This window comes from Amycolatopsis vastitatis, from assembly GCF_002234595.1.
Classification (GTDB): Bacteria; Actinomycetota; Actinomycetes; order Mycobacteriales; family Pseudonocardiaceae; genus Amycolatopsis; species Amycolatopsis vastitatis.
This window is the reverse complement of the sequence record NZ_NMUL01000010.1, coordinates 214,351-231,422: the sequence shown is the minus strand read 5'-3', so window position 1 is coordinate 231,422 and position 17,072 is coordinate 214,351. Positions and strand designations below refer to the sequence as shown.

The 17,072-nt window shown below is 69.8% G+C and carries 19 protein-coding genes; 9 read left to right on the top strand and 10 right to left on the bottom strand.

The window, feature by feature from the left end:
* Positions 1–182 precede the first annotated feature (182 nt).
* Genes CF165_RS13515 through CF165_RS13505 form a run of 3 tightly spaced genes read left to right on the top strand, consistent with a single transcriptional unit; the run spans position 183 to position 2,741 of the window.
* Complete coding sequence (locus CF165_RS13515; protein ID WP_093947841.1) at positions 183–998, top strand: SDR family NAD(P)-dependent oxidoreductase; 816 nt, start codon at positions 183–185, stop codon at positions 996–998.
* Between the two features lie 31 nt (positions 999–1,029).
* Positions 1,030–1,737: a hypothetical protein gene (locus CF165_RS13510; RefSeq protein ID WP_093947840.1), complete on the top strand. Its 708-nt coding sequence runs from the start codon at positions 1,030–1,032 to the stop codon at positions 1,735–1,737.
* A 50-nt stretch (positions 1,738–1,787) separates the two neighbouring features.
* On the top strand, positions 1,788–2,741 hold the full coding sequence (locus CF165_RS13505) for a sigma-70 family RNA polymerase sigma factor (RefSeq protein WP_093947839.1): 954 nt from the start codon (positions 1,788–1,790) through the stop codon (positions 2,739–2,741).
* Between the two features lie 57 nt (positions 2,742–2,798).
* On the opposite strand, the gene CF165_RS13500 is transcribed toward CF165_RS13505, so the two are convergent.
* Together CF165_RS13500 and CF165_RS13495 are read right to left on the bottom strand one after the other, a co-directional pair.
* Entirely contained in the window at positions 2,799–3,710 is a 912-nt protein-coding gene (locus CF165_RS13500; RefSeq protein ID WP_093947838.1) for an SDR family oxidoreductase, read from the bottom strand.
* Positions 3,707–4,126: a nuclear transport factor 2 family protein gene (locus tag CF165_RS13495; RefSeq protein WP_205660841.1), complete on the bottom strand. Its 420-nt coding sequence runs from the start codon at positions 4,124–4,126 to the stop codon at positions 3,707–3,709. Before CF165_RS13495 ends, CF165_RS13500 begins: the two co-directional genes overlap by 4 nt.
* A 96-nt stretch (positions 4,127–4,222) precedes the next feature.
* On the opposite strand from CF165_RS13495, the gene CF165_RS13490 reads away from it, so the two are divergent.
* Genes CF165_RS13490 through CF165_RS13475 form a run of 4 tightly spaced genes read left to right on the top strand, consistent with a single transcriptional unit; the run spans position 4,223 to position 7,138 of the window.
* Positions 4,223–4,930 carry a TetR/AcrR family transcriptional regulator gene (locus CF165_RS13490; RefSeq protein ID WP_158226776.1) on the top strand — a complete coding sequence of 236 codons (708 nt, stop codon included), beginning with the start codon at positions 4,223–4,225 and terminating at the stop codon, positions 4,928–4,930.
* A gap of 24 nt (positions 4,931–4,954) precedes the next feature.
* Positions 4,955–5,413 carry a MarR family winged helix-turn-helix transcriptional regulator gene (locus tag CF165_RS13485; RefSeq protein ID WP_240521570.1) on the top strand — a complete coding sequence of 153 codons (459 nt, stop codon included), beginning with the start codon at positions 4,955–4,957 and terminating at the stop codon, positions 5,411–5,413.
* Positions 5,410–6,813, top strand: coding sequence for an MFS transporter (locus tag CF165_RS13480; RefSeq protein ID WP_093947835.1), 1,404 nt, complete (start codon positions 5,410–5,412; stop codon positions 6,811–6,813). The genes CF165_RS13485 and CF165_RS13480 overlap by 4 nt, the downstream gene beginning before the upstream one ends.
* A 31-nt stretch (positions 6,814–6,844) precedes the next feature.
* Entirely contained in the window at positions 6,845–7,138 is a 294-nt protein-coding gene (locus tag CF165_RS13475; protein WP_093947834.1) for a DUF1330 domain-containing protein, read from the top strand.
* A 72-nt stretch (positions 7,139–7,210) separates the two neighbouring features.
* Here the strand turns inward: CF165_RS13475 and CF165_RS13470 are convergent, their stop codons facing one another.
* From CF165_RS13470 to CF165_RS13450, 5 genes are all read right to left on the bottom strand, one after another.
* Positions 7,211–8,755 (bottom strand): GMC family oxidoreductase, encoded by a 1,545-nt coding sequence (locus CF165_RS13470; RefSeq protein WP_093947833.1) that lies wholly within the window; start codon positions 8,753–8,755, stop codon positions 7,211–7,213.
* An 83-nt stretch (positions 8,756–8,838) separates the two neighbouring features.
* Positions 8,839–10,875 carry a S53 family peptidase gene (locus CF165_RS13465; RefSeq protein WP_093947832.1) on the bottom strand — a complete coding sequence of 679 codons (2,037 nt, stop codon included), beginning with the start codon at positions 10,873–10,875 and terminating at the stop codon, positions 8,839–8,841.
* Positions 10,876–11,001: 126 nt separating this feature from the next.
* Positions 11,002–11,322, bottom strand: coding sequence for an NIPSNAP family protein (locus tag CF165_RS13460; protein ID WP_093947831.1), 321 nt, complete (start codon positions 11,320–11,322; stop codon positions 11,002–11,004).
* Between the two features lie 3 nt (positions 11,323–11,325).
* Positions 11,326–12,213: an NmrA family NAD(P)-binding protein gene (locus CF165_RS13455; RefSeq protein ID WP_093947830.1), complete on the bottom strand. Its 888-nt coding sequence runs from the start codon at positions 12,211–12,213 to the stop codon at positions 11,326–11,328.
* 30 nt (positions 12,214–12,243) lie between these two features.
* Positions 12,244–13,176 carry an alpha/beta hydrolase gene (locus tag CF165_RS13450; RefSeq protein ID WP_093947829.1) on the bottom strand — a complete coding sequence of 311 codons (933 nt, stop codon included), beginning with the start codon at positions 13,174–13,176 and terminating at the stop codon, positions 12,244–12,246.
* A gap of 102 nt (positions 13,177–13,278) precedes the next feature.
* On the opposite strand from CF165_RS13450, the gene CF165_RS13445 reads away from it, so the two are divergent.
* A complete protein-coding gene (locus CF165_RS13445) occupies positions 13,279–13,755 on the top strand; it encodes a MarR family winged helix-turn-helix transcriptional regulator (RefSeq protein ID WP_240521580.1) in 477 nt (158 codons plus the stop codon).
* Positions 13,756–13,843: 88 nt separating this feature from the next.
* Here the strand turns inward: CF165_RS13445 and CF165_RS13440 are convergent, their stop codons facing one another.
* A complete protein-coding gene (locus CF165_RS13440) occupies positions 13,844–14,359 on the bottom strand; it encodes an Lrp/AsnC family transcriptional regulator (protein ID WP_093947828.1) in 516 nt (171 codons plus the stop codon).
* Positions 14,360–14,402: 43 nt separating this feature from the next.
* Between CF165_RS13440 and CF165_RS13435 the strand changes: the two genes are divergently transcribed.
* A complete protein-coding gene (locus CF165_RS13435; protein WP_093947827.1) occupies positions 14,403–15,356 on the top strand; it encodes a DMT family transporter in 954 nt (317 codons plus the stop codon).
* Positions 15,357–15,473: 117 nt separating this feature from the next.
* On the opposite strand, the gene CF165_RS13430 is transcribed toward CF165_RS13435, so the two are convergent.
* Complete coding sequence (locus CF165_RS13430; RefSeq protein ID WP_093947826.1) at positions 15,474–15,956, bottom strand: nuclear transport factor 2 family protein; 483 nt, start codon at positions 15,954–15,956, stop codon at positions 15,474–15,476.
* Positions 15,953–16,966, bottom strand: a complete 1,014-nt coding sequence (locus tag CF165_RS13425) for an NADP-dependent oxidoreductase (RefSeq protein WP_093947825.1) — start codon at positions 16,964–16,966, stop codon at positions 15,953–15,955. Before CF165_RS13425 ends, CF165_RS13430 begins: the two co-directional genes overlap by 4 nt.
* Positions 16,967–17,072 lie beyond the last annotated feature (106 nt).

Sequence of the window (17,072 nt, the reverse complement as noted above, 5' to 3'; positions counted from 1 at the left end):
TGACACGCCCTCACCAGGCGTGGGAGCCGTGCCGGCTGAGTCGGCCCGAACTCGTCGTCAAGAAGCCGGACGGGTGCCGATTACTTTCGCTCCGCGATCGCCTCTGTATGTGCAGGAGGTAGTCGCCGCGGCCGGAGCCGGGGGGGTACCGACGCGACCGGTCACCGACTTCATGCGCTGACATGAACAACAGGAAAGAGAAGGACATGTTGCTGGAAGGCAAGAACGTGGTCGTCTACGGCGCCGGCGGAGCGGTCGGCAGCGCGGTCGCCTGCGGGTTCGCCCAAGAAGGCGCCAGGGTCTTCCTGACCGGGCGAAATCCCGACGTCGTCGACACCGTCAGGAAGGAAATCTCCGCCGCGGGCGGGGCCGCCGAGAGCGCTGTGGTCGACGCACTGGACGAGAAGTCCGTCACCGGCCACCTCGACGCCGTCGTCGCCGACGCGGGCCGCATCGACGTGTCGTTCAACGCGATCGGAATCTCGCCGCGGGGGTTGCAGGGAATCCCGCTCGCCGAGCTACCGGTCGACGACTTCATGCGGCCGGTCACGACCTACGCCCAGGCGCACTTCGTGACCGCGCAGTCCGCCGCTCGGCACATGATCCCCCAAGGGTCGGGAGTGATCATGATGCACACTCCCGAACCCGCCCGGGTGAGCCTTCCCCTGGTCGGCGGCATGAGCGTCGGCTGGGCGGCGATGGAAGCCCTCAACCGCGCGCTGTCCGCGGAATGGGCCCAGCACGGCGTCCGATCGATCTGCCTGCGCACCACCGGCATGGTCGGCACGCCGGTCATCGACGTCGTGTACGGGCTGCACGCCGACGCGCTGGGCATCCCCGTCGACCAGTTCACCGCGGCCGCCGCCGCGATGACTCACCGCAAGCGCCCGACGGCTTTGGCCGAACTCACGGCGGTCGCGGTGTTCCTCGCCTCCGGCCAGGCTTCCGCGATGACCGGCACCGTCGCCAACCTGACCGGCGGACTCATCGTCGACTGACCACGACACGCCCCGAGAGAGGAGCAGAGCCATGAATGACCTACTCGCGACCGCGGTCGCCGCGCACGGTGGCCTGGATCGGTGGAACCGGATCCGCGCGATCCGCGTCGCCGCCACCATCACCGGGGCCTTCTGGCAGGTCAAGGGCAAGAGTGACGCGTTGAAGGAGGTCCGCTTCGAAGTGGACACCACGCGGGAACGGCTGACCATGGACTTCGCCGGGCAGAACCGGCGGTCGATCTTCGAGCCCGGCCGGGTCGTCCTGCAGCAACCCGACGGCACGCTCGTCGACGCGCGCGACGACCCGGAGCGGTCGTTCGACGGCCACCGGTTCCAGACGCCGTGGGACGACCTCCATCTCGCGTACTTCACCGGGGAAGCACTGTGGACGTACTTGACCACGCCGTTCCTGTTCACCTGGCCGGGGTTCGTCTGCGACGAGATCGCGCCCATCGAGGGCGAGGGTGAGACCTGGCGGCGGCTGAAGGTCACCTTCCCCGACCACATCAAGAGCCACACCCGCGAGCAGGTGTTCTGCTTCGGCCCGGACGGGCTGCTGCGCCGCCACGACTTCACCATCGACATCGTCGACCCGGACACCGAGGCCCAGCTCCACGCCACCGGCTACCGCGACATCGACGGCATCCTCATCCCGGCCACCCGACGGGCCTACACCGCCACAGGCGAGGACCGGATCGTCCTCGTCGCCATCGACATGGCCGACATCAGTTTCCGCTGAACCGGCCGGCCACCCACCGCCATCGACCGGAAGCGTGGATCATGCACTCTGTGACCGAGACCCAGAACGGCAACGAGGATTTCGGCCGGCTGAGCGAACCGTTCCGGCGCGAGCTGCTCGCCTACTGCTACCGGTTGCTCGGTTCGGTCGACGAGGCCGAAGAAGTGGTTCAGGACGTCTATCTCGACGCCTGGCGGGCCTACGGCGGGTTCGAGGGCCGATCGTCGTTGCGCACCTGGCTCTACCGCATCGCGACCCGGGCGTGTTTCAAGGCGCTGGAAAAGAGCAGACACAGGCCGCTGCCGGCCGATCTCGGCTCGCCCGAAACAAACCTGGAGGCCAGGCTGGTCGAGCCGGCCCAGGAGGTGCCGTGGCTTCAACCGGCACCCGACCTGCTGTTCGCCGCCACACCGGCCGACCCGGCAACCGTCGTGGTGCAGCGGCAGACCATGCGGCTCGCCCTGATCGGGGCACTCCAGCGGCTACCACCGCGCCAACGAGCCGTGCTGATCCTGCGCGACGTGCTGCAATGGCGGACCGCCGAGGTCGCGGAACTGCTGGAGATGACGACAGCGGCCGTCACCAGCGCGCTGCAGCGAGCGCGAGCCCAGGTTCCGCTCGAAGAGGGCAGCCTGGCCGAACCGGCCGAGCCGCGGCAGCGAGCCCTGCTCGACCGGTACGTCACCGCGTTCGAAACCGCGGACGTCGACCAGCTGGTCGCCGTGCTGACCCAAGACGCACGCTGGGAAATGCCGCCGATCACCACCTGGTTCGAAGGCCGTGACACCGTTCTCGCCTTCCTGGCCAAGCAGATGCCGATCATCGGCCCGGCCGAAGTGGTGGCCACCGCCGCCAACGGACAGCCCGCGTTCGCGGTGTACACCCGCGGCCACGACGGTGCGCGCCGTCCACACGCCCTGCACGTGTTGACGACGACCGCCGAGGGTGTCAGCCGCATCGTCGCGTTCCACGGCTCCGCGCTGTTTCCGCGGTTCGGGCTCTGACCGGGCACGGCCGGGAGAACCTCACCAAGCTGGTCTTGCGTGGCCACGGCGACAGGTTCAGGCCGGCCGGCTCGTCGGACCGGGAGCCGGGCCGCTCGGGTGGGCGAGGACGGCGTCGAGGCTTGTCAGGGGAAGGTTGGGCACGGTAGCTCGGGCCGTGTCGGCCGCGAGGGTCATATCGGTGGAGTCCATGATGATTCCGAAGCGGGCGAGTGCGGCGACAGCCGGTTTGATCGGGCGGAGGAGGGTCGCGACGGCCCTGAGCACGGGAAGGGGGACGTGGTTGATCTTCTCCGGGACGTTGTGGCGCGCCAGCAGTGTGCGGGACAGCTCGTTGAGGGTGAGGTTGCCCGGGCCGCCGATCTCGACGGTCGCGCCGGCGAGCTCGGGCGTGTGGGTGGCGCGCTCGACGAGTGCGGCGACGTCGTCCGCGCTGACGAAGTTGATCGGGTTGTCGCCGCGGCCGAACACGGTGGTCGCGCGCTTGGTCTCGATCATTTCGGTGAGGATGCCCAGCCAGGTCTCCAGATACACAGTGGGCCGGATGATGGTGGTCTCCAGCCGGCTACGCCGTGCCGTCGTCTCGGCCTGGTGCTTGACGCGCCGCAGATCCAGCGGGCTGTCCGGTGAGGCACCCACCGCGGAGATCAGGATGAACCGCCGCACGTCGGCGGCTTCCGCGGCGCGCAGCAGATTCTCGTTGCCGCCGAGGTCGACCGCGGTGGCGCCACCCGGGTCCAACCCTGCGAAGCCCTGCACGGCGGAGACGACGGTGGTCGCGCCGTGCATCGCCGGCACGAGGGTCGCCGGATCACGCACGTCGCCGACCGCGATCTCGACCCCGTCGGCGCGCAACGCCTTGGCGCGGTCGGCGTTGCGGGTCAGGACCCGCACCGGCGTGCCGCTCGCGGTGATCGCCCGCACGACCCGGGTTCCCAGGGTGCCGGTCCCGCCGGCCACGAGGATCATGACCGGACCTCCTGACTGTCGGTGGCGCCGATCAGACGCCGCACGGCGGCGTTGACCTCGTCCGCGGTGTCGTCGACTGGCTCGAGGTAGAACCGAGCCAGCGTCGCCCGCTCGCCGGACACCCGCAGAATGACCACTCCGCGCATCAGGAACGGCTCCCCGTCGCGCCGGTTGCCACTGAACTCCCACTCCGACCAGACCTCATCGCCCGACACCACGCTGTTGACGACCTCGGTTCGCACGTCGGGAACCCCGGCGAAGATCTGCTCCCAGTTCCGCCGCACCTGGTCGACGCCGCCGAAGCCGCGGGCCGGATGGATCGGCCACACGCTCTGGTATTCGCTGCTGAAGCAGGCCGCCAGCGCGTCGAGATCATGCTCGCTCGTGGCCCGGCAGATCCGTTCGGCGACGGCCATGGGGCCGACCTCCGTGCGGTCGCTTGTCATGCCGCCCACCTCCGTCCATACTTGGTTACAGCCATCTGTAACCGATACAGGAGTATGTACTCAAATATGACGCCGGTCAAGGCCAGCAGAAACTACGACTCCAGCCGACGACGCGTGCAGGCCCAGCAGAACCGTGACGCCATCCTCGAGGCCGCTCGCGGGCTGTTCCTGGCCGACGGGTACGCCGCCACCAAGATCAGCACCATCGCGGCGCAGGCCGGGGTGTCGGTCGAGACCGTCTACAAGGCGTTCGGCAACAAGCCCGGTCTGGTCCAAGCGATCGCCGACGCCGCACTGGCCGGACCCGACCTCGTGCCCACGGTCCGGCGATCGGACGAGATGGGCGCCCAGGAGACCGACCCGTATGCGATCGTCCGGCGATGGGCCAAGTTCGCCTCCGAGGTCTTCCCGCGCTTCGCGCCCGTGGTCCTGCTCATCCGCGCGGCCGCGGCCAGCTCACCCGAGATGACCGCCCTGCTCACCCGGCTCGACACCGAACGCCGCGATCGCATGGATCACCAGGCCCGCCTGCTCCACGACCGCGGATACCTGCGCCCGGACGTCGACGTCGCGCAGGCCGGCGACGTGATGTGGGCCTACACCGACCCCGCCCTCTACGAACTCCTCGTACTGCGCCAAACCTGGCCCCTCGAACGCTTCCGTGACTTCCTGGCCACCGCCCTCACCGCCGCGCTGCTGCCGCCCGCCGACCCCGCGCAAACCGAAGCCGGCCAGCGCGCGCACGCGCCAGTCGGGCATTTACATAAACCATGAATATAAAACTGCTATGCTTCGGGCATGAGTCGTCAAGACGCCGCTCGTGGCGCGTCCGCCGCCATCGGGGCGGCCCTCTACGGCCTGGCCACCAGGGCCGCGAGACGCCTGCCCCGTGACATGAGCCTGACGTCCGCCGCCACCTTGGCCACCCTGGACCGGACCGGCCCGCGGCGCATCACCGATCTGGCCGCGGTCGAGGGCGTCACCCAGCCCGCGATGACCGCCGTGGTCCGGGTGATGGAGGAGTCCGGCCTGGTCGAGCGGCGAGGCGACGCCGCCGACAAGCGGGTCACGCTGGTGTGCCTGACCGAGGCCGGCGCCTCCTATGTCCGGACGCGGCGCCAGGCGGGCGTCCACGCGTTCGAGCGGTTGATCGCCGAGCTCACCGGCGACGAGGTCGAGGCACTGGTGGCGGCGCTTCCGGCGCTGACGCACCTGGCAGAACTCGAAAGCCAGGACCGCGAAGGGCCGAAGCAGTGACGGAGCGCACCCTGGAGCGCTCCGAGGCGCGGCTGCTGGTCCCCGCCCTGATGTTCATCGCCCTGGTCGTGGCGGCGGTCGCCAGCCTCGGGACGCCGCTCATCACCAGCGTGGCGACCACGTTCCACGTCTCGCTCGACAGCGCGCAGTGGACGCTGACCATCGCCCTGCTCAGCGGCGCTGTCGCCACGCCCGTCCTCGGCCGGCTCGGAGCCGGTCCGCACCGGCGGGCCACGATCCTCGCCACGCTGGCGATCGTCGTCGCCGGCAGCGCGCTCACCGTGCTGCCGCTGCCGTTCGCCTGGCTGCTCATCGGCAGAGCGGCCCAAGGCGCCGGACTCGGTCTCACGGCGCTGATGATGGGCGTGGCCCGCGACCACCTTCCCGAGGAGCGCAGCGCGGCCACGATCGCCCTGATCTCGGTGGTCTCGATCATCGGCGCCGGCGTCGGCTACCCGTTGGCCGCGCTGCTCGCCGAGTTCGGCGGACTGCGGGCCGCCTACGGCCTCGGCCTGCTCGTCACCGCCATCGCCTTCGTGACCGCGTGGCGCTCCATGCCCGCAGCTCCCGAAGGCCGCTCCGCTCACGTGAACGTGACCAGTGCGCTCGTCCTGGCCGGTGGACTGCTCCTTGTGCTGTTCCTGGCCGGCGAGAGCAGCCTGTGGAGCCGGCACCTCGCCGTGGCGGTGACCCTTGCCGTCGCCGCCGTGCTCCTGCTGTGCGTCTGGACCGTTTCCGAGCTGCGCGGCAAGACGCCCCTGGTCGATGTCCGGGCGGTACGGCACCCGGCGGTCGCCGGGGCGAACATCGCCATGTTCGTCGGCGGGATCGGCATGTACCTCCTGCTCACCCTCATCACCCGGTACGCGCAGACGCCGCACGGCGCCGGCTACGGCTTCGGGCTGACGACCTTCGTCGCCGGGCTGGTCCTCATCCCGTTCTCTCTGCTGGGGTTCGTCGCAGGCAAGCTCACGCCCCGGGTCCGGAAGCGGATCGCCGACCCCCTGCTCCTGGCCGGCAGCGCCGTCGTGGTCGGCGGCGGGTTCGCCCTGTTCGCGGCGGCCCGGTCGGACCTGGCCGAACTGTTCGCCGCGATGGGCGTGCTCGGCTTCGGCGTCGGCGGCTTCTCGGCCGCGATGCCCGGCGTCATCCTGGCCGTCACCCCCAAGAGCGAGACGTCGAGCGCGATGAGCTTCAACTACGTCGTCCGCAGCGTCGGGTACTCCCTGGGCAGCGCCATCGGCGGCCTGATCCTCGCCGCGGGCACCGGCCCCGGCCACCTCTTCCCCGATGACAGCGCCTACACCACCGCGGCGCTGGTCGGCATCGGCGCCATGGCGATCACGACGCTGACAAGCCTCGCTCTCGCCCGCCGACGCTCGTCCGAGACCAACCCGTAAGTCAGATGTACATCCCCACACTGGAGGTTCCATGCCCAAGGGCTACTGGGTCAGCGTCTACCGCACCATTTCCGACCCTGAAAAGCTGGCTGCTTACAACAAGCTGGCCGCTCCGGCCGTCAAGGCCGGGGGCGGTCGGGTCCTCGTCCGTGGCGGTCGGGTCGTGGCGCACGACGCCGGAATCGCCGAGCGCACCATCCTGATCGAGTTCGACAGCTTCGAGCAGGCCGTCGCGGCGCGCGAAAGTGCGGCCTACCAGGAGGCGCTGGTCGCCCTGTCCGACGGCGTCGAGCGCGACTTCCGCATCGTCGAAGGCATCGACTGACCGCATCGCGGCGGCCACCGCGGAGGTGGAAGCCGAGCGCCTGCCGCGACTGGGCCGATCCGATCCGGGCGCTTATGACCCGCTGCGATAGGCCGCCTGTATCAGTTCCGACGCCCGCTCGGCGATGGCATAGACGGTGGCGTTGGTGTTGGCGGACACGATCGACGGCATCACCGAGGCGTCAGCGACCCGCAGCCCGAGGATGCCGTGGACACGCAGTTCAGGGTCGACCACGGCCATGGCGTCGGTTCCGATGCGGCAGGTGCCTACCGGGTGGTAGTAGGTGGACACCGATGCGGCGGCGTAGGCACGCAGCGCCGCGTCGCCGCCGACGTCGGGTCCGGGCACGACTTCCGTTGCGTACCAGGGCTTCGAGGCTGTGGTACGACAGATGTCCCGGGCGATCTCGAGGCCCTTGGCGATGGCCTCGAGGTCGCGGGAATCGGCCAGATAGCGTGGGACGACCACGGGAGCGACGGCCGGGTCGGCGCCGGCGAGGCGGACTGACCCGCGACTGAAGGGCTGCATCAGCGAGGTCAGGACCACGAGGATCGTCTCCGGCTCGCCGCCGTGCGAGGAGGGCACCGGGATGTCGCCGAACGCGACCTGCAGGTCCGGGCTGCCCACCTCCGGGTCGCTTCGGAGCAGCCCCAGTGCCTCCAGGCGATTGTTCCTGGCCATCGGCATCGGCTGACCGGGGAGATGGACGATGCTGACGGTCGGGTGGTCTTGCAGGTTTTCCCCGACGCCGGGCAAGTCCTCGACCACCGGGATGCCATGTGGACGGACCACGTCGGCAGCACCGATTCCGGAGCGCTGCAACAGTGGGGGCGAGCCGATGGCCCCCGCGGCGAGCACCACTTCGCCGGTGCACCTGGTTTGGACCAGTTCGGTGCCCACGCTGTACTCGACGCCGTCGCAGCGGCCTCGGTTGACCAGGAGACGGTGGACGAGGGCCCCCGTCACCACCCGAAGGTTGCGGCGGCCGGCGGCCGGCGCGAGGTAGGCGTCGACGGCGTTCTGGCGCCTGCCCGCGACAATGTTCAGGTCCGGCCAGCCGAAGCCTTCCTCCAGCCCGCCGCTGATATCGCCCGCCCGGCGATGGCCCGCTTCTTCGGCTGCTTCCAGACTGGCCTCGAACACCGGTCCCGGCGTACTCGCGGGAGCAACCGCGAGCGGCCCGGTCATGCCGCGGATCGCGGGATCGCGGCCCGGGGCGCTCTCGGTGCGCATGAAATACGGCAACAGGTCGGTGTACCCCCAGCCTGTGGCGCCTTCCTCGGCCCACCGGTCATAACTGGACCTGTGGCCGCGGGCGAAAATCATCCCGTTGATCGCCGAGGAACCGCCCAGCACCCGGCCCCGTGGGATCGGATCCGTGGAGCCGGCGATCGACTCGCCCTGCGCGACGCCGCCCGTAGCAGCCGAGGATCTCACGAGTGACAACCAAGCCTGCGGGTCGTCCGCGCCGATCGGCGGCGTAGCCGCGCCGGCCTCCAGCAGGAGCACCGAAACGCCGGGATCCTCGGACAGGCGGCCCGCCAGCACGCAGCCCGCCGTCCCGCCGCCCACGATCACAAAATCAAAGCTCTCCACACCAAACCCCTGCATCCGCATTCCCTTGAGGACAAATCGGCCCAGAGCCGCCGATCTTTCCCGACCGTCCACATGCGCCACCAGCCGGCTCGGCCGGCCCCGCGCTATTTTCTTCTGTCCACGGACAGCTCGCCGAGTTCGGCGATGAACGTCGGCGAGGGCGCCCCCAGTCCGGTGGCGTCGTCATAGCCGGGGGCCGCCTGCAGTACACCGTCCTCCCCTTCGGTGATCAGCGTGGCGTTGTCGGAAGACTGTTGCTCGGGGGCGCCGAACTCCACCGGTGGGTGGGCCGGGTCGACCGGCAGGATGTCGCGGATCGCCCCGGTGCCGCGCGCGCTGTACAGCAGCGGGTTGACGAAGCCCAGTGGATGTCCGGCTGCCTGGATGACATCGGCTTCGACGCCGGCCAGCAATGGCGCTGACAGGCTGGTGCCACCACCTTGGGCGGCTTCGCCGTACTGGCCCTCGGTGATCGACCCGGTGTAACCGACCAGGATCTGGATGCCCGCGTCGAGGGAGATGTCCGGGCCGGCGCGGCCGGGCCGCTGAATGCCGTCGAGAGTGCTCAGCGCGGCCGGCACCGCGGGCTTTTGGTAGTGCGGCTGCGCGTAGTGGGTGCTGACGCCACCGCCGGAGCCCTGGGAGAAGTCTCCCGGCGGCGGCTGCTCGTAGCCCGTTCCCGCCGCGTTCAACGGGGTGCGGTGCTGACCCCAGGCGTAGTCACCGACGATCGAGCCGTCGGCGCCGAGGGCCAGGCTGGTGCCACCGACCTGGGTGGCCCAGGGGTCGTCCGCGGGAAAGGGCACGTGAACCGGATTGCCGGTGAGAGCGTCACCGTTGTCGCCGGAGCTGAAATCGAAGCCGATTCCCTCCACGGCGCCCTGTTCCAGGATCGCGTCCCATACCAGCAGATCCGCCGGTCCGTAGTTTTCTTCGCCGAGGCTCCACGATCCCGACGCGACGTCCGCGAGCCGCTCGTCCACCACCTTGGTGACCCCGTCGAGGCCGTTGCGGAGAAAGTCGGACCCGGGCCCGGACGACGACGCCACACAGTCCATGCCGACGTAGACCAGTTTCGCGTCCGGCGCGGCCAGGTGCACCGCCTCGATGTCGATGGCCGATTCGACCCACTGCCCGACCAGGCCGCCAGGCCCGTTCGCGTGCGCGGGACCACGGGCGGACGAATCGAAACAATGGGACGACGACGGCGGGCTCACGTCCTCCTCGGTGTACTGGCCGGGGGCGAATCCGGGGAGGCCGTGGTCGGCGAAGAACCGGTTCGCGTCCCCGGGCAGGTCGGGATTGCGGTCGTCCAGAACGACGGCCACAGTGGCGCCCTTACCGGTGTACGGGCTCGTGTCCAGCCCGTAGGCGTGCCGGATCTGTTGCGGGGTGTACCCGCAGATCGGGGTGGGCGCGGTGGTTTGCCCGTACGCCTCGGGGATGGACACCGTGTGCTCTGCCCAGTAATGCGAACAAGGAGCGACCGGGGCGTTCACGGCCCGCGCGGTGCGCACGGCCGCGGAAGCGGCGGAACCGGTGGCCCGCGGCAGCGTCGTTTCGTTGAAGCCGGTGACGCTCAGGATGTCCGGCCCGAGTTCGGCGGGCACCGAGAGGTCACCGGTCAGGGCGACCCGGCGGTAGGGGCCACCGAACGGACGGGGTGTGTCGTATTCGCTGACCTGGGTGGCGAACGCATTGTCGAACGTGCCGGCGGTGGTGGTGACGGCGAGGTAGTGGGCGGTGCTCGCGGTGACGGTGATGCCCTGGCCGGTCAGCCAGTCGCGCACCGCGGTGACCTGGCCGGCAGCCGGCCCGAACAGCCGCTGGAACTCGTGCGGCGTGAGGTAGTGCCCGTATACCGGCGAATCCGGGTCGGACACGGCCGCCGCGAGGGGCGCGACACCGGGCCGGTCAGCCAGGTACACGCGGAGGTTGAGGACCTGTGCGGCGTCGAGCGGCTTGCTCGTGCCGGCCAGGTCTGCCGGGTTCGGGCTGGGCAACGTGACTCTGGACGGCACGGACGCCGCGCCGGCTCGTCCTCCGGCGGCGAGCAGCGCCATGGAGACGACCAGCGTCAACGCCGCCGCGTGCCGCCGTCGAAGCCGGCCTCGTGTTGCCGCGTGGGGAAGAATGGACATTCCGCTCCGATTCTGAAGTGGCTCGCGGTACTTCACGTGCACCGCCACCCAAACAGACCCTATCGCGAACCGGCAATAGAACGAGTATTCCTTACAGGTTCCTGACAAGTGGCTGGAGTGCGGATCTCACCACGGCGGGAAACCCGCGACTCCTGCCAACGGGATGCTCTGCGTGCCGGCGACGAACGAGTCCCCCTTGGTGCGTTCGGCGAGGCCCTTCGTCCAGCGCGGATCCTCGTGGAAACCGTGCCAGTTCGCGTCGGGGTCGCCGGTCCCGTGGTGTTCGACGACCCAATAGAGAACGCGGTCGTCGGTGGTCGACCACAGTCCGGCGATCCGCATTCCGTACTCGGCCATCAACGGGGCGGCGAGTTCCCGCAACGCGTCCTTGAGCAGAGCCATCTTCCCGGTCGCGGCTTCGTAGATCCGCAGCTCGTACGCGGTCATGGCTCAGACCGCCTCGTACGCCGGCTTGAAAACGTCCTCGCACCACTGGCGGAAGGTCGTGGGGGTCTCGAACGCCGGGTCCGCTTCGGCGGCGTTGTCCAGGCCCCCGTCCTTGGCGACCATCATGTCCGCCATGCCCTGGGCGAGCGGGACACCCATCCCGAACCCGGTCAGGCGTGACGTGAGGACTTGCGGGGTGATCTGCTCGAACCGGATCGGTTCGCCGACGACGTCGGAGACGACGGCGGCCATGTCCTCGAAGGACAGTTCCTCCGGGCCGAGAACGGCGACCTCTTCGAACCCGCTCCAGTCGCGCTCCACCAGCAGCCTGGCGGCAATCGCCGCGATGTCCCGCGAGGCGACCGTGGGCAGTTTCCGGTCGCCGGAGATCACCGACGTCAGCAGGCCCTGCGTCTTGATCGCCCGGACCGAGTTCAGCAGGTTTTCCATGAACGAAGGCATGACCAGCGCCCGGTAGTTCGTGCCCGTGCCGGCAATGAGGTCGTCCATGTGCAAGGAGCCGGTGACCAGACCGGCGTGCTCGGCGAGGTCCGTACCGCGGCCCAGTGCCGAGATGCCGACGACGTGACCGACGTCGTACTTGGCGATGGCTTCGGCAGCCGGCCGGCTGAAGCCGACGTAGGCGGCTTCGACACTGGGAGCATCCGGTGCGGGCGGGACGAGCCAGAACACCGCATCCGCGTCGGCGAAAGCCTCGGCGAGCACGTCCGGGTCTCCGTGCGACCCTCGGACGACTTCGACGTTCTCGCGAACGCCCGGGGAAAGCTTGGCGGGGTCGCGGACGATGACGCGCACGGGCTGGCCGGCGGCGAGCACATTGCCGACCACCTGACTGCCGATGGTGCCGGTGGGGGCGGTGACGACGATCAAGGGAATCTCCTGGTGAATTGCGGGAGGAAGTCAGGACATGTGCTGGGCGAACCAGGCCAGCACCGGTTCCGGGCGACGCTGGAATTCGAGGTAGCCGTCCCAGCGCCTGGTGGTGCCGGTGATCCACTGCAGCTTCTTGTCGGCGACCGGGATGTTGTCGAACATCGCCTGCACGTCCTCGGGAACGGTCAGGACGTCGTCGCGCACCTGATAGAGGAAGGCCGGGACGAGGACGCCCTTCGCCCATTCCTGCGGCACTCGCCGGGCGAACGGGATTCCGGTCCGCATGACCAGGCGCCGCTCGAACTCGTCGATGGCGGTGGCCGGCACGCCCAGAATTCCCATGCGCCGGGTCATGATGGTCTTCATGGTCACCGGCTGCGGGCCGACCAGGCAGCGCACCCCGGCGAACGCCCGCGGGTCCTGCGTCATGGCGGCGAACGTCGCGCTGCAGCCGAGGCACCGGCTGAACAGGCCGATCGGCATCCGTCGCGTGTCCGGGCGGTTCCTGATGTACTGCACCGAGCCGATCACGTCGCGTGCCTCGTAGATGCCGCTGGAAGCGATCCCGCCGTTCGCCGCGGCACTGAGGCCGTGGTTGCGCAGGTCGTAGGCGAGGACGTTGTACCCGGCGTCGTGCAGGATCCGGTAGTCCGGCATCAGGTCCACCGCGAAGTCGTTCCCGCTGGAGCTCCAGATGGACTTCCAGGGCTCGGTGTCGGCGGGCAGACCGGAGCGGGTGAATCCCATGGGGTGGTTGGCGATGACCACCTCGCCGGAGCCGGCCGCCGGGATGTACCAGCCTTCGAGCGCGGTTCCGTCGGTGGCCGGGAACGAGACGTCCTCGTAGTCCAGGCCGACGTCCGCGGGCGTGCGCAGCACCGGCGAACGGAGCTGCCCTCCGAACGCGTCGGCCAGCTGCTGCAGGATCCGGTCGATCTGCTCCGGATTCGTTTCGTCCATGGCACTTCCCCGTCGTCCGCGATCCAACATCTTCACTGTAGTAAACTTCTTGATACAGATCAACGTCTGATCGAGGATCAAGGTGCCGTACTCTTGACCATCGTGACCGAGGACTCAGCTGCCCAGAACCAGGAAGTGCTCAGCCGCGTGGTGTCTCTGCTGCGGCGCGCGGACTTGGCTTTGCAGGCCACGAAGGAGCCGCCCCTGCGCAAGCTCGGTGTCTCCGGGTCGCTGTACGCCGTACTGGCGAACCTCCAGGTCACACCGGGGCTGACCGGCGCCGAACTGGCCCGGGTCGTCGGCGTGACGCCCCAGGCGATCGCCGCACTGGTGAGCAAGCTCTCCGGCCGCGGCTGGATCGAGCGCCGATCGCACCCGCGACACGGCAACGTGCAGGAACTGCACCTCACCGACCGCGGCCGCGGTGAACTGGCCGGCGCCAACCGGCTCATGGCCGACCTCGACGGCTACCTCCAGCAGTCACTCGGCGACGAGAACTACCGGCAGCTCCGCCGCTTGCTGGGGGAAGTGGTCGAGCTGCTCCCGGGCTGGTCCCCGCCGGACACCGTGGCACCGTGAGCCGGGCGCGCGGGAAACCCGGGTTGCCGTCGAACACCACGACGGTCGAGGGGCCTTGAGTACCGCGGCGAAGCCCGTGGCCGGCTCGCTACCCGGTTTCGCTCCGAAGAGGTTCGACCGGCCGTGACCGCACGTACTCGTACACGACCGACGTGCGCACGTCGGCGACCTCCGGACGTTCGGTCAGCCGGTCGATCACGAAGGCGTAGAGCCCGTTGGTGTCGGAGACCCCGACGTGGATCAGGAAATCCTCGGTCCCGCTGGTCACGAACAGGCCGAGCACCTCAGGCAGCGTCAGAACCCAGTCCCGGAAGGCCTCGATCCGCTGCCGGGACGGCGGCCGGATCCGGATGGCGATCAGCGCCTGGACCGGCCGCCCGATCGCGGCCAAGTCCACCTCCGCGTGGAAGCCGGCGATCACCCCGCGCCCGACCAGGCCACGCACGCGGTCCAGCGACGTCGACGGTGCCACACCGGTACGGGCCGCGAGCTGCCGGTTGGTCAGCCGTGCATCGTTCTGCAGCAGACCCAGAAGCGACAGGTCGAGCGCATCAAGTTTCGAGATCTCCGAATTCACTGGTGAGAAGTTCGGCTGCTTGGGCATCCAGGGATCCTAGCGGCTAGCTTCGGATTACATGACCGCACGAATGAGTAGTACCGCCGCGCGGGGCGCGGCGGCAGTCCTGGGCGCCGCGGTTCTGTGGGGCACGGTCGGCCCGGCCCAGGTCCTGGCGGCTTCGAACGCCGGCCCACTCGCGCTCGGCGCCGCCCGCCTCGTTGTCGGCGGCGTCGTCCTGCTCGGCCTGGTCATCGCCCGCGGCCGCGGCGACCTCGGCCGATGGCGCGCGCTCGGCCACGGCCCCACCCTGGGCTGGCTCCTGCTCGCCGCGGCATCGACCGCGGCCTACCAGGCCGCCTTCCTCAGCTCCGTCGCCCGCACCGGAGCCGCGCTCTCCACCGTCGTCGCCCTGGGCGTCGCGCCGCCCGCCGTCGGCGTCCTGGCCCGGGTGGCCGGAGGCGAACGGCTCACCCGGCCCTGGCTGTTCGGAACCGTCGCGGCGGTCGCCGGCACCGCGCTCCTGCTGCTGCCGGGCGCGACCGTCCACATCGACGCCACCGGCGTGCTGCTCGGGATAGCCGGCGGGATCTGCTACGGCATCTACACCGTCGCGGCAAAACGGCTCATGGACAGCGCCGCGCCCATTCTGGTCGCGGTCTCCGCCACGCTCATCTCCGGCGGCGCGATGATCCTGCCCTTCACCGGCGACCTGTCCCGGCTCACCGAACCGAACACCCTCGCCCTGATCGGCTGGCTCGCGGTCCCGGCCACCGCATTCGGCTACCTGCTCTTCGTGTCGGGACTCCGGCACGTCACCGCGGCGACGGCCGGAACGCTGAGCCTGGCCGAGCCGCTCGTCGCGGCGGTACTGGGCCTCGCCTTCCTCGGCGAACACCTCCCGTGGCCCGCGGGTGCGGGTGCCGGTCTCCTGCTGGCGGGCCTGGCTGTGGCAACCGTGCCGGCCCCGCGTCGGTCATCGACGGCGCCTTCCGAAATCGCCGGCGACACCATCTCGGTAAGCGGGGCGGGAACCCACCGGTAAGACATCCGCAGGTTCGGACCGACATCCCCCACCGGACCGGCCCGCGAGACGGACTCGCGGGCCGGTCCCGGAGGAGTATCCCGATCAGCATTCTCCTTCGATCTGCGTCGCCGATCGCTACCAGGCGTTGTCCGTGCCGAGGAACAGCTCGGCGAGCCGCCACTCGCCTCCGGCGTGTTCGAGCCGGAAGGTGTAGAAGCCGGTCGCGATCACGCTCGAGTTCCCGCCCGCGTTCGACGTCAGCATGAGATAGGCGTGCACCAGCGCCGTGCCGGCGTCCGCACTGCGGAAGACCACGTTGACCAGGTTGTGCCGCCGCTGGTCGGTCTCCGCACCCCACGCGCCTCGCGCGAACTCCAGGATCGCTTCGCGTCCGGCGACGGGCCCGAGTTCGCTCTCACCGGCGATCATGAACGCCCACGTCGCGTCCTCGGTCAGGACGGCTGCCAGCGCCTCCGCGTCCTGCTGGTCCAGGGCAAAGGCATAGCGAGCCAGCGCCTGGTGGACGGCGAACTGCCCGGCCGGGTCGAGTGCCACCTCGCCCGGACGGATCGCCGGGAAGGAAGCGCTTCCCCAGCCGGGGGCGGCCTTCGCGCTCATGCGACCGTCAGCACGATCTTGCCCCGGAGGTGCCCCTGGGCAGCTCGCTCGTGCGCCGCCTGGGCGTCCTTGAGCGGGAAGGTGCTGTCGATCGCCACCTTGATCGTGCCGTCCGCGAGCAGGCGGCCGAGTTCGGCGAGCTGGGCGCCGTTCGAGCGGACCTGGGCGGCCGTGACCGTGATGCCCAGCTCGGCGTTCTCGTCGTCGTCGAACTCGCCGAAGTACACCGGGTAGAGAGACCCGCCGCGCTTGAGGGTGCGCAGGAAGCGCCTGCTGCCGGGGCCGCCGACCGTGTCGAGGACGAGGTCGAGGTCACGGACGACCTCCTCGGGGCGGACCCGGGTGTAATCGATGAACTCGTCGGCACCGAGCTCGCGCAGGAACGCCTCGTGGGCGCCGGAAGCCACCGCGATGACGCGGGCACCCTTCCACTTGGCCAGCTGCAGAGCGAGGTGACCCACGCCACCGGCCGCGCCGTTGACGAGGACCGTGGTCCCGCTGCCGAGTGCGATCGGGCGGTGCTGGGCTTCCTGGAACGGCGAGGGGTGGTCGTGCCCGAGCTCGATCAGGAACTGCCACGCGGTCAACCCCGACATGGGCAGGGCGGCGGCCCGCACGTGGTCGATGGCAGCCGGCTTGCGGGCGAAGTCCGACGCCGGCGCGGTGACGTACTCGGCGTACGCGCTGCCCTGGAGGGAAGTGGGGAAGCGCAGGAGACCGAACACTTCGTCCCCGACGGAGAAGCCGGCGACGTCGGCGGCGACGGCTTCCACGACCCCCGAGACGTCGGTTCCCGGGATCAGCGGGAGCTCGACCGGGGGCTTCAGCTCGGCAGGGACGTCGGGCATCCCTTCACGCGAGTACCAGTCCGGAGGGTTGATGCCGACCGCGTGCACGCGGACGAGCACCTCACCAGGCGCCGGTTCAGGGACGGGTGCCTCCTCGTGACGCAGCACCTCGGGGCCGCCGAACTCGTGCAGCCGGATCGCGTTCATGGTCTTCGCTGGCATAGCTGTCTCTCCTGCTTCTGTCGCCAGGTAAACTAAGTGAACCAGAGGTCCGTTTTTCCGGATCACTGATCCGACTATACGGGTCAGTGATCCGGATGTTCCAGGG

What these genes read in the sequence shown, in the direction of transcription:
- CF165_RS13515 (WP_093947841.1), top strand. Translation starts at nt 183, where the DNA reads ATGAACAACAGGAAAGAGAAGGACATGTTGCTGGAAGGCAAGAACGTG.
- CF165_RS13510 (WP_093947840.1), top strand. Translation starts at nt 1,030, where the DNA reads ATGAATGACCTACTCGCGACCGCGGTCGCCGCGCACGGTGGCCTGGAT.
- CF165_RS13500 (WP_093947838.1), bottom strand. Translation starts at nt 3,710, where the DNA reads ATGATCCTCGTGGCCGGCGGGACCGGCACCCTGGGAACCCGGGTCGTG.
- CF165_RS13495 (WP_205660841.1), bottom strand. Translation starts at nt 4,126, where the DNA reads ATGGCCGTCGCCGAACGGATCTGCCGGGCCACGAGCGAGCATGATCTC.
- CF165_RS13490 (WP_158226776.1), top strand. Translation starts at nt 4,223, where the DNA reads ATGACGCCGGTCAAGGCCAGCAGAAACTACGACTCCAGCCGACGACGC.
- CF165_RS13485 (WP_240521570.1), top strand. Translation starts at nt 4,955, where the DNA reads ATGAGTCGTCAAGACGCCGCTCGTGGCGCGTCCGCCGCCATCGGGGCG.
- CF165_RS13475 (WP_093947834.1), top strand. Translation starts at nt 6,845, where the DNA reads ATGCCCAAGGGCTACTGGGTCAGCGTCTACCGCACCATTTCCGACCCT.
- CF165_RS13470 (WP_093947833.1), bottom strand. Translation starts at nt 8,755, where the DNA reads ATGCGGATGCAGGGGTTTGGTGTGGAGAGCTTTGATTTTGTGATCGTG.
- CF165_RS13465 (WP_093947832.1), bottom strand. Translation starts at nt 10,875, where the DNA reads ATGTCCATTCTTCCCCACGCGGCAACACGAGGCCGGCTTCGACGGCGG.
- CF165_RS13460 (WP_093947831.1), bottom strand. Translation starts at nt 11,322, where the DNA reads ATGACCGCGTACGAGCTGCGGATCTACGAAGCCGCGACCGGGAAGATG.
- CF165_RS13450 (WP_093947829.1), bottom strand. Translation starts at nt 13,176, where the DNA reads ATGGACGAAACGAATCCGGAGCAGATCGACCGGATCCTGCAGCAGCTG.
- CF165_RS13440 (WP_093947828.1), bottom strand. Translation starts at nt 14,359, where the DNA reads ATGCCCAAGCAGCCGAACTTCTCACCAGTGAATTCGGAGATCTCGAAA.
- CF165_RS13435 (WP_093947827.1), top strand. Translation starts at nt 14,403, where the DNA reads ATGAGTAGTACCGCCGCGCGGGGCGCGGCGGCAGTCCTGGGCGCCGCG.
- CF165_RS13430 (WP_093947826.1), bottom strand. Translation starts at nt 15,956, where the DNA reads ATGAGCGCGAAGGCCGCCCCCGGCTGGGGAAGCGCTTCCTTCCCGGCG.
- CF165_RS13425 (WP_093947825.1), bottom strand. Translation starts at nt 16,966, where the DNA reads ATGCCAGCGAAGACCATGAACGCGATCCGGCTGCACGAGTTCGGCGGC.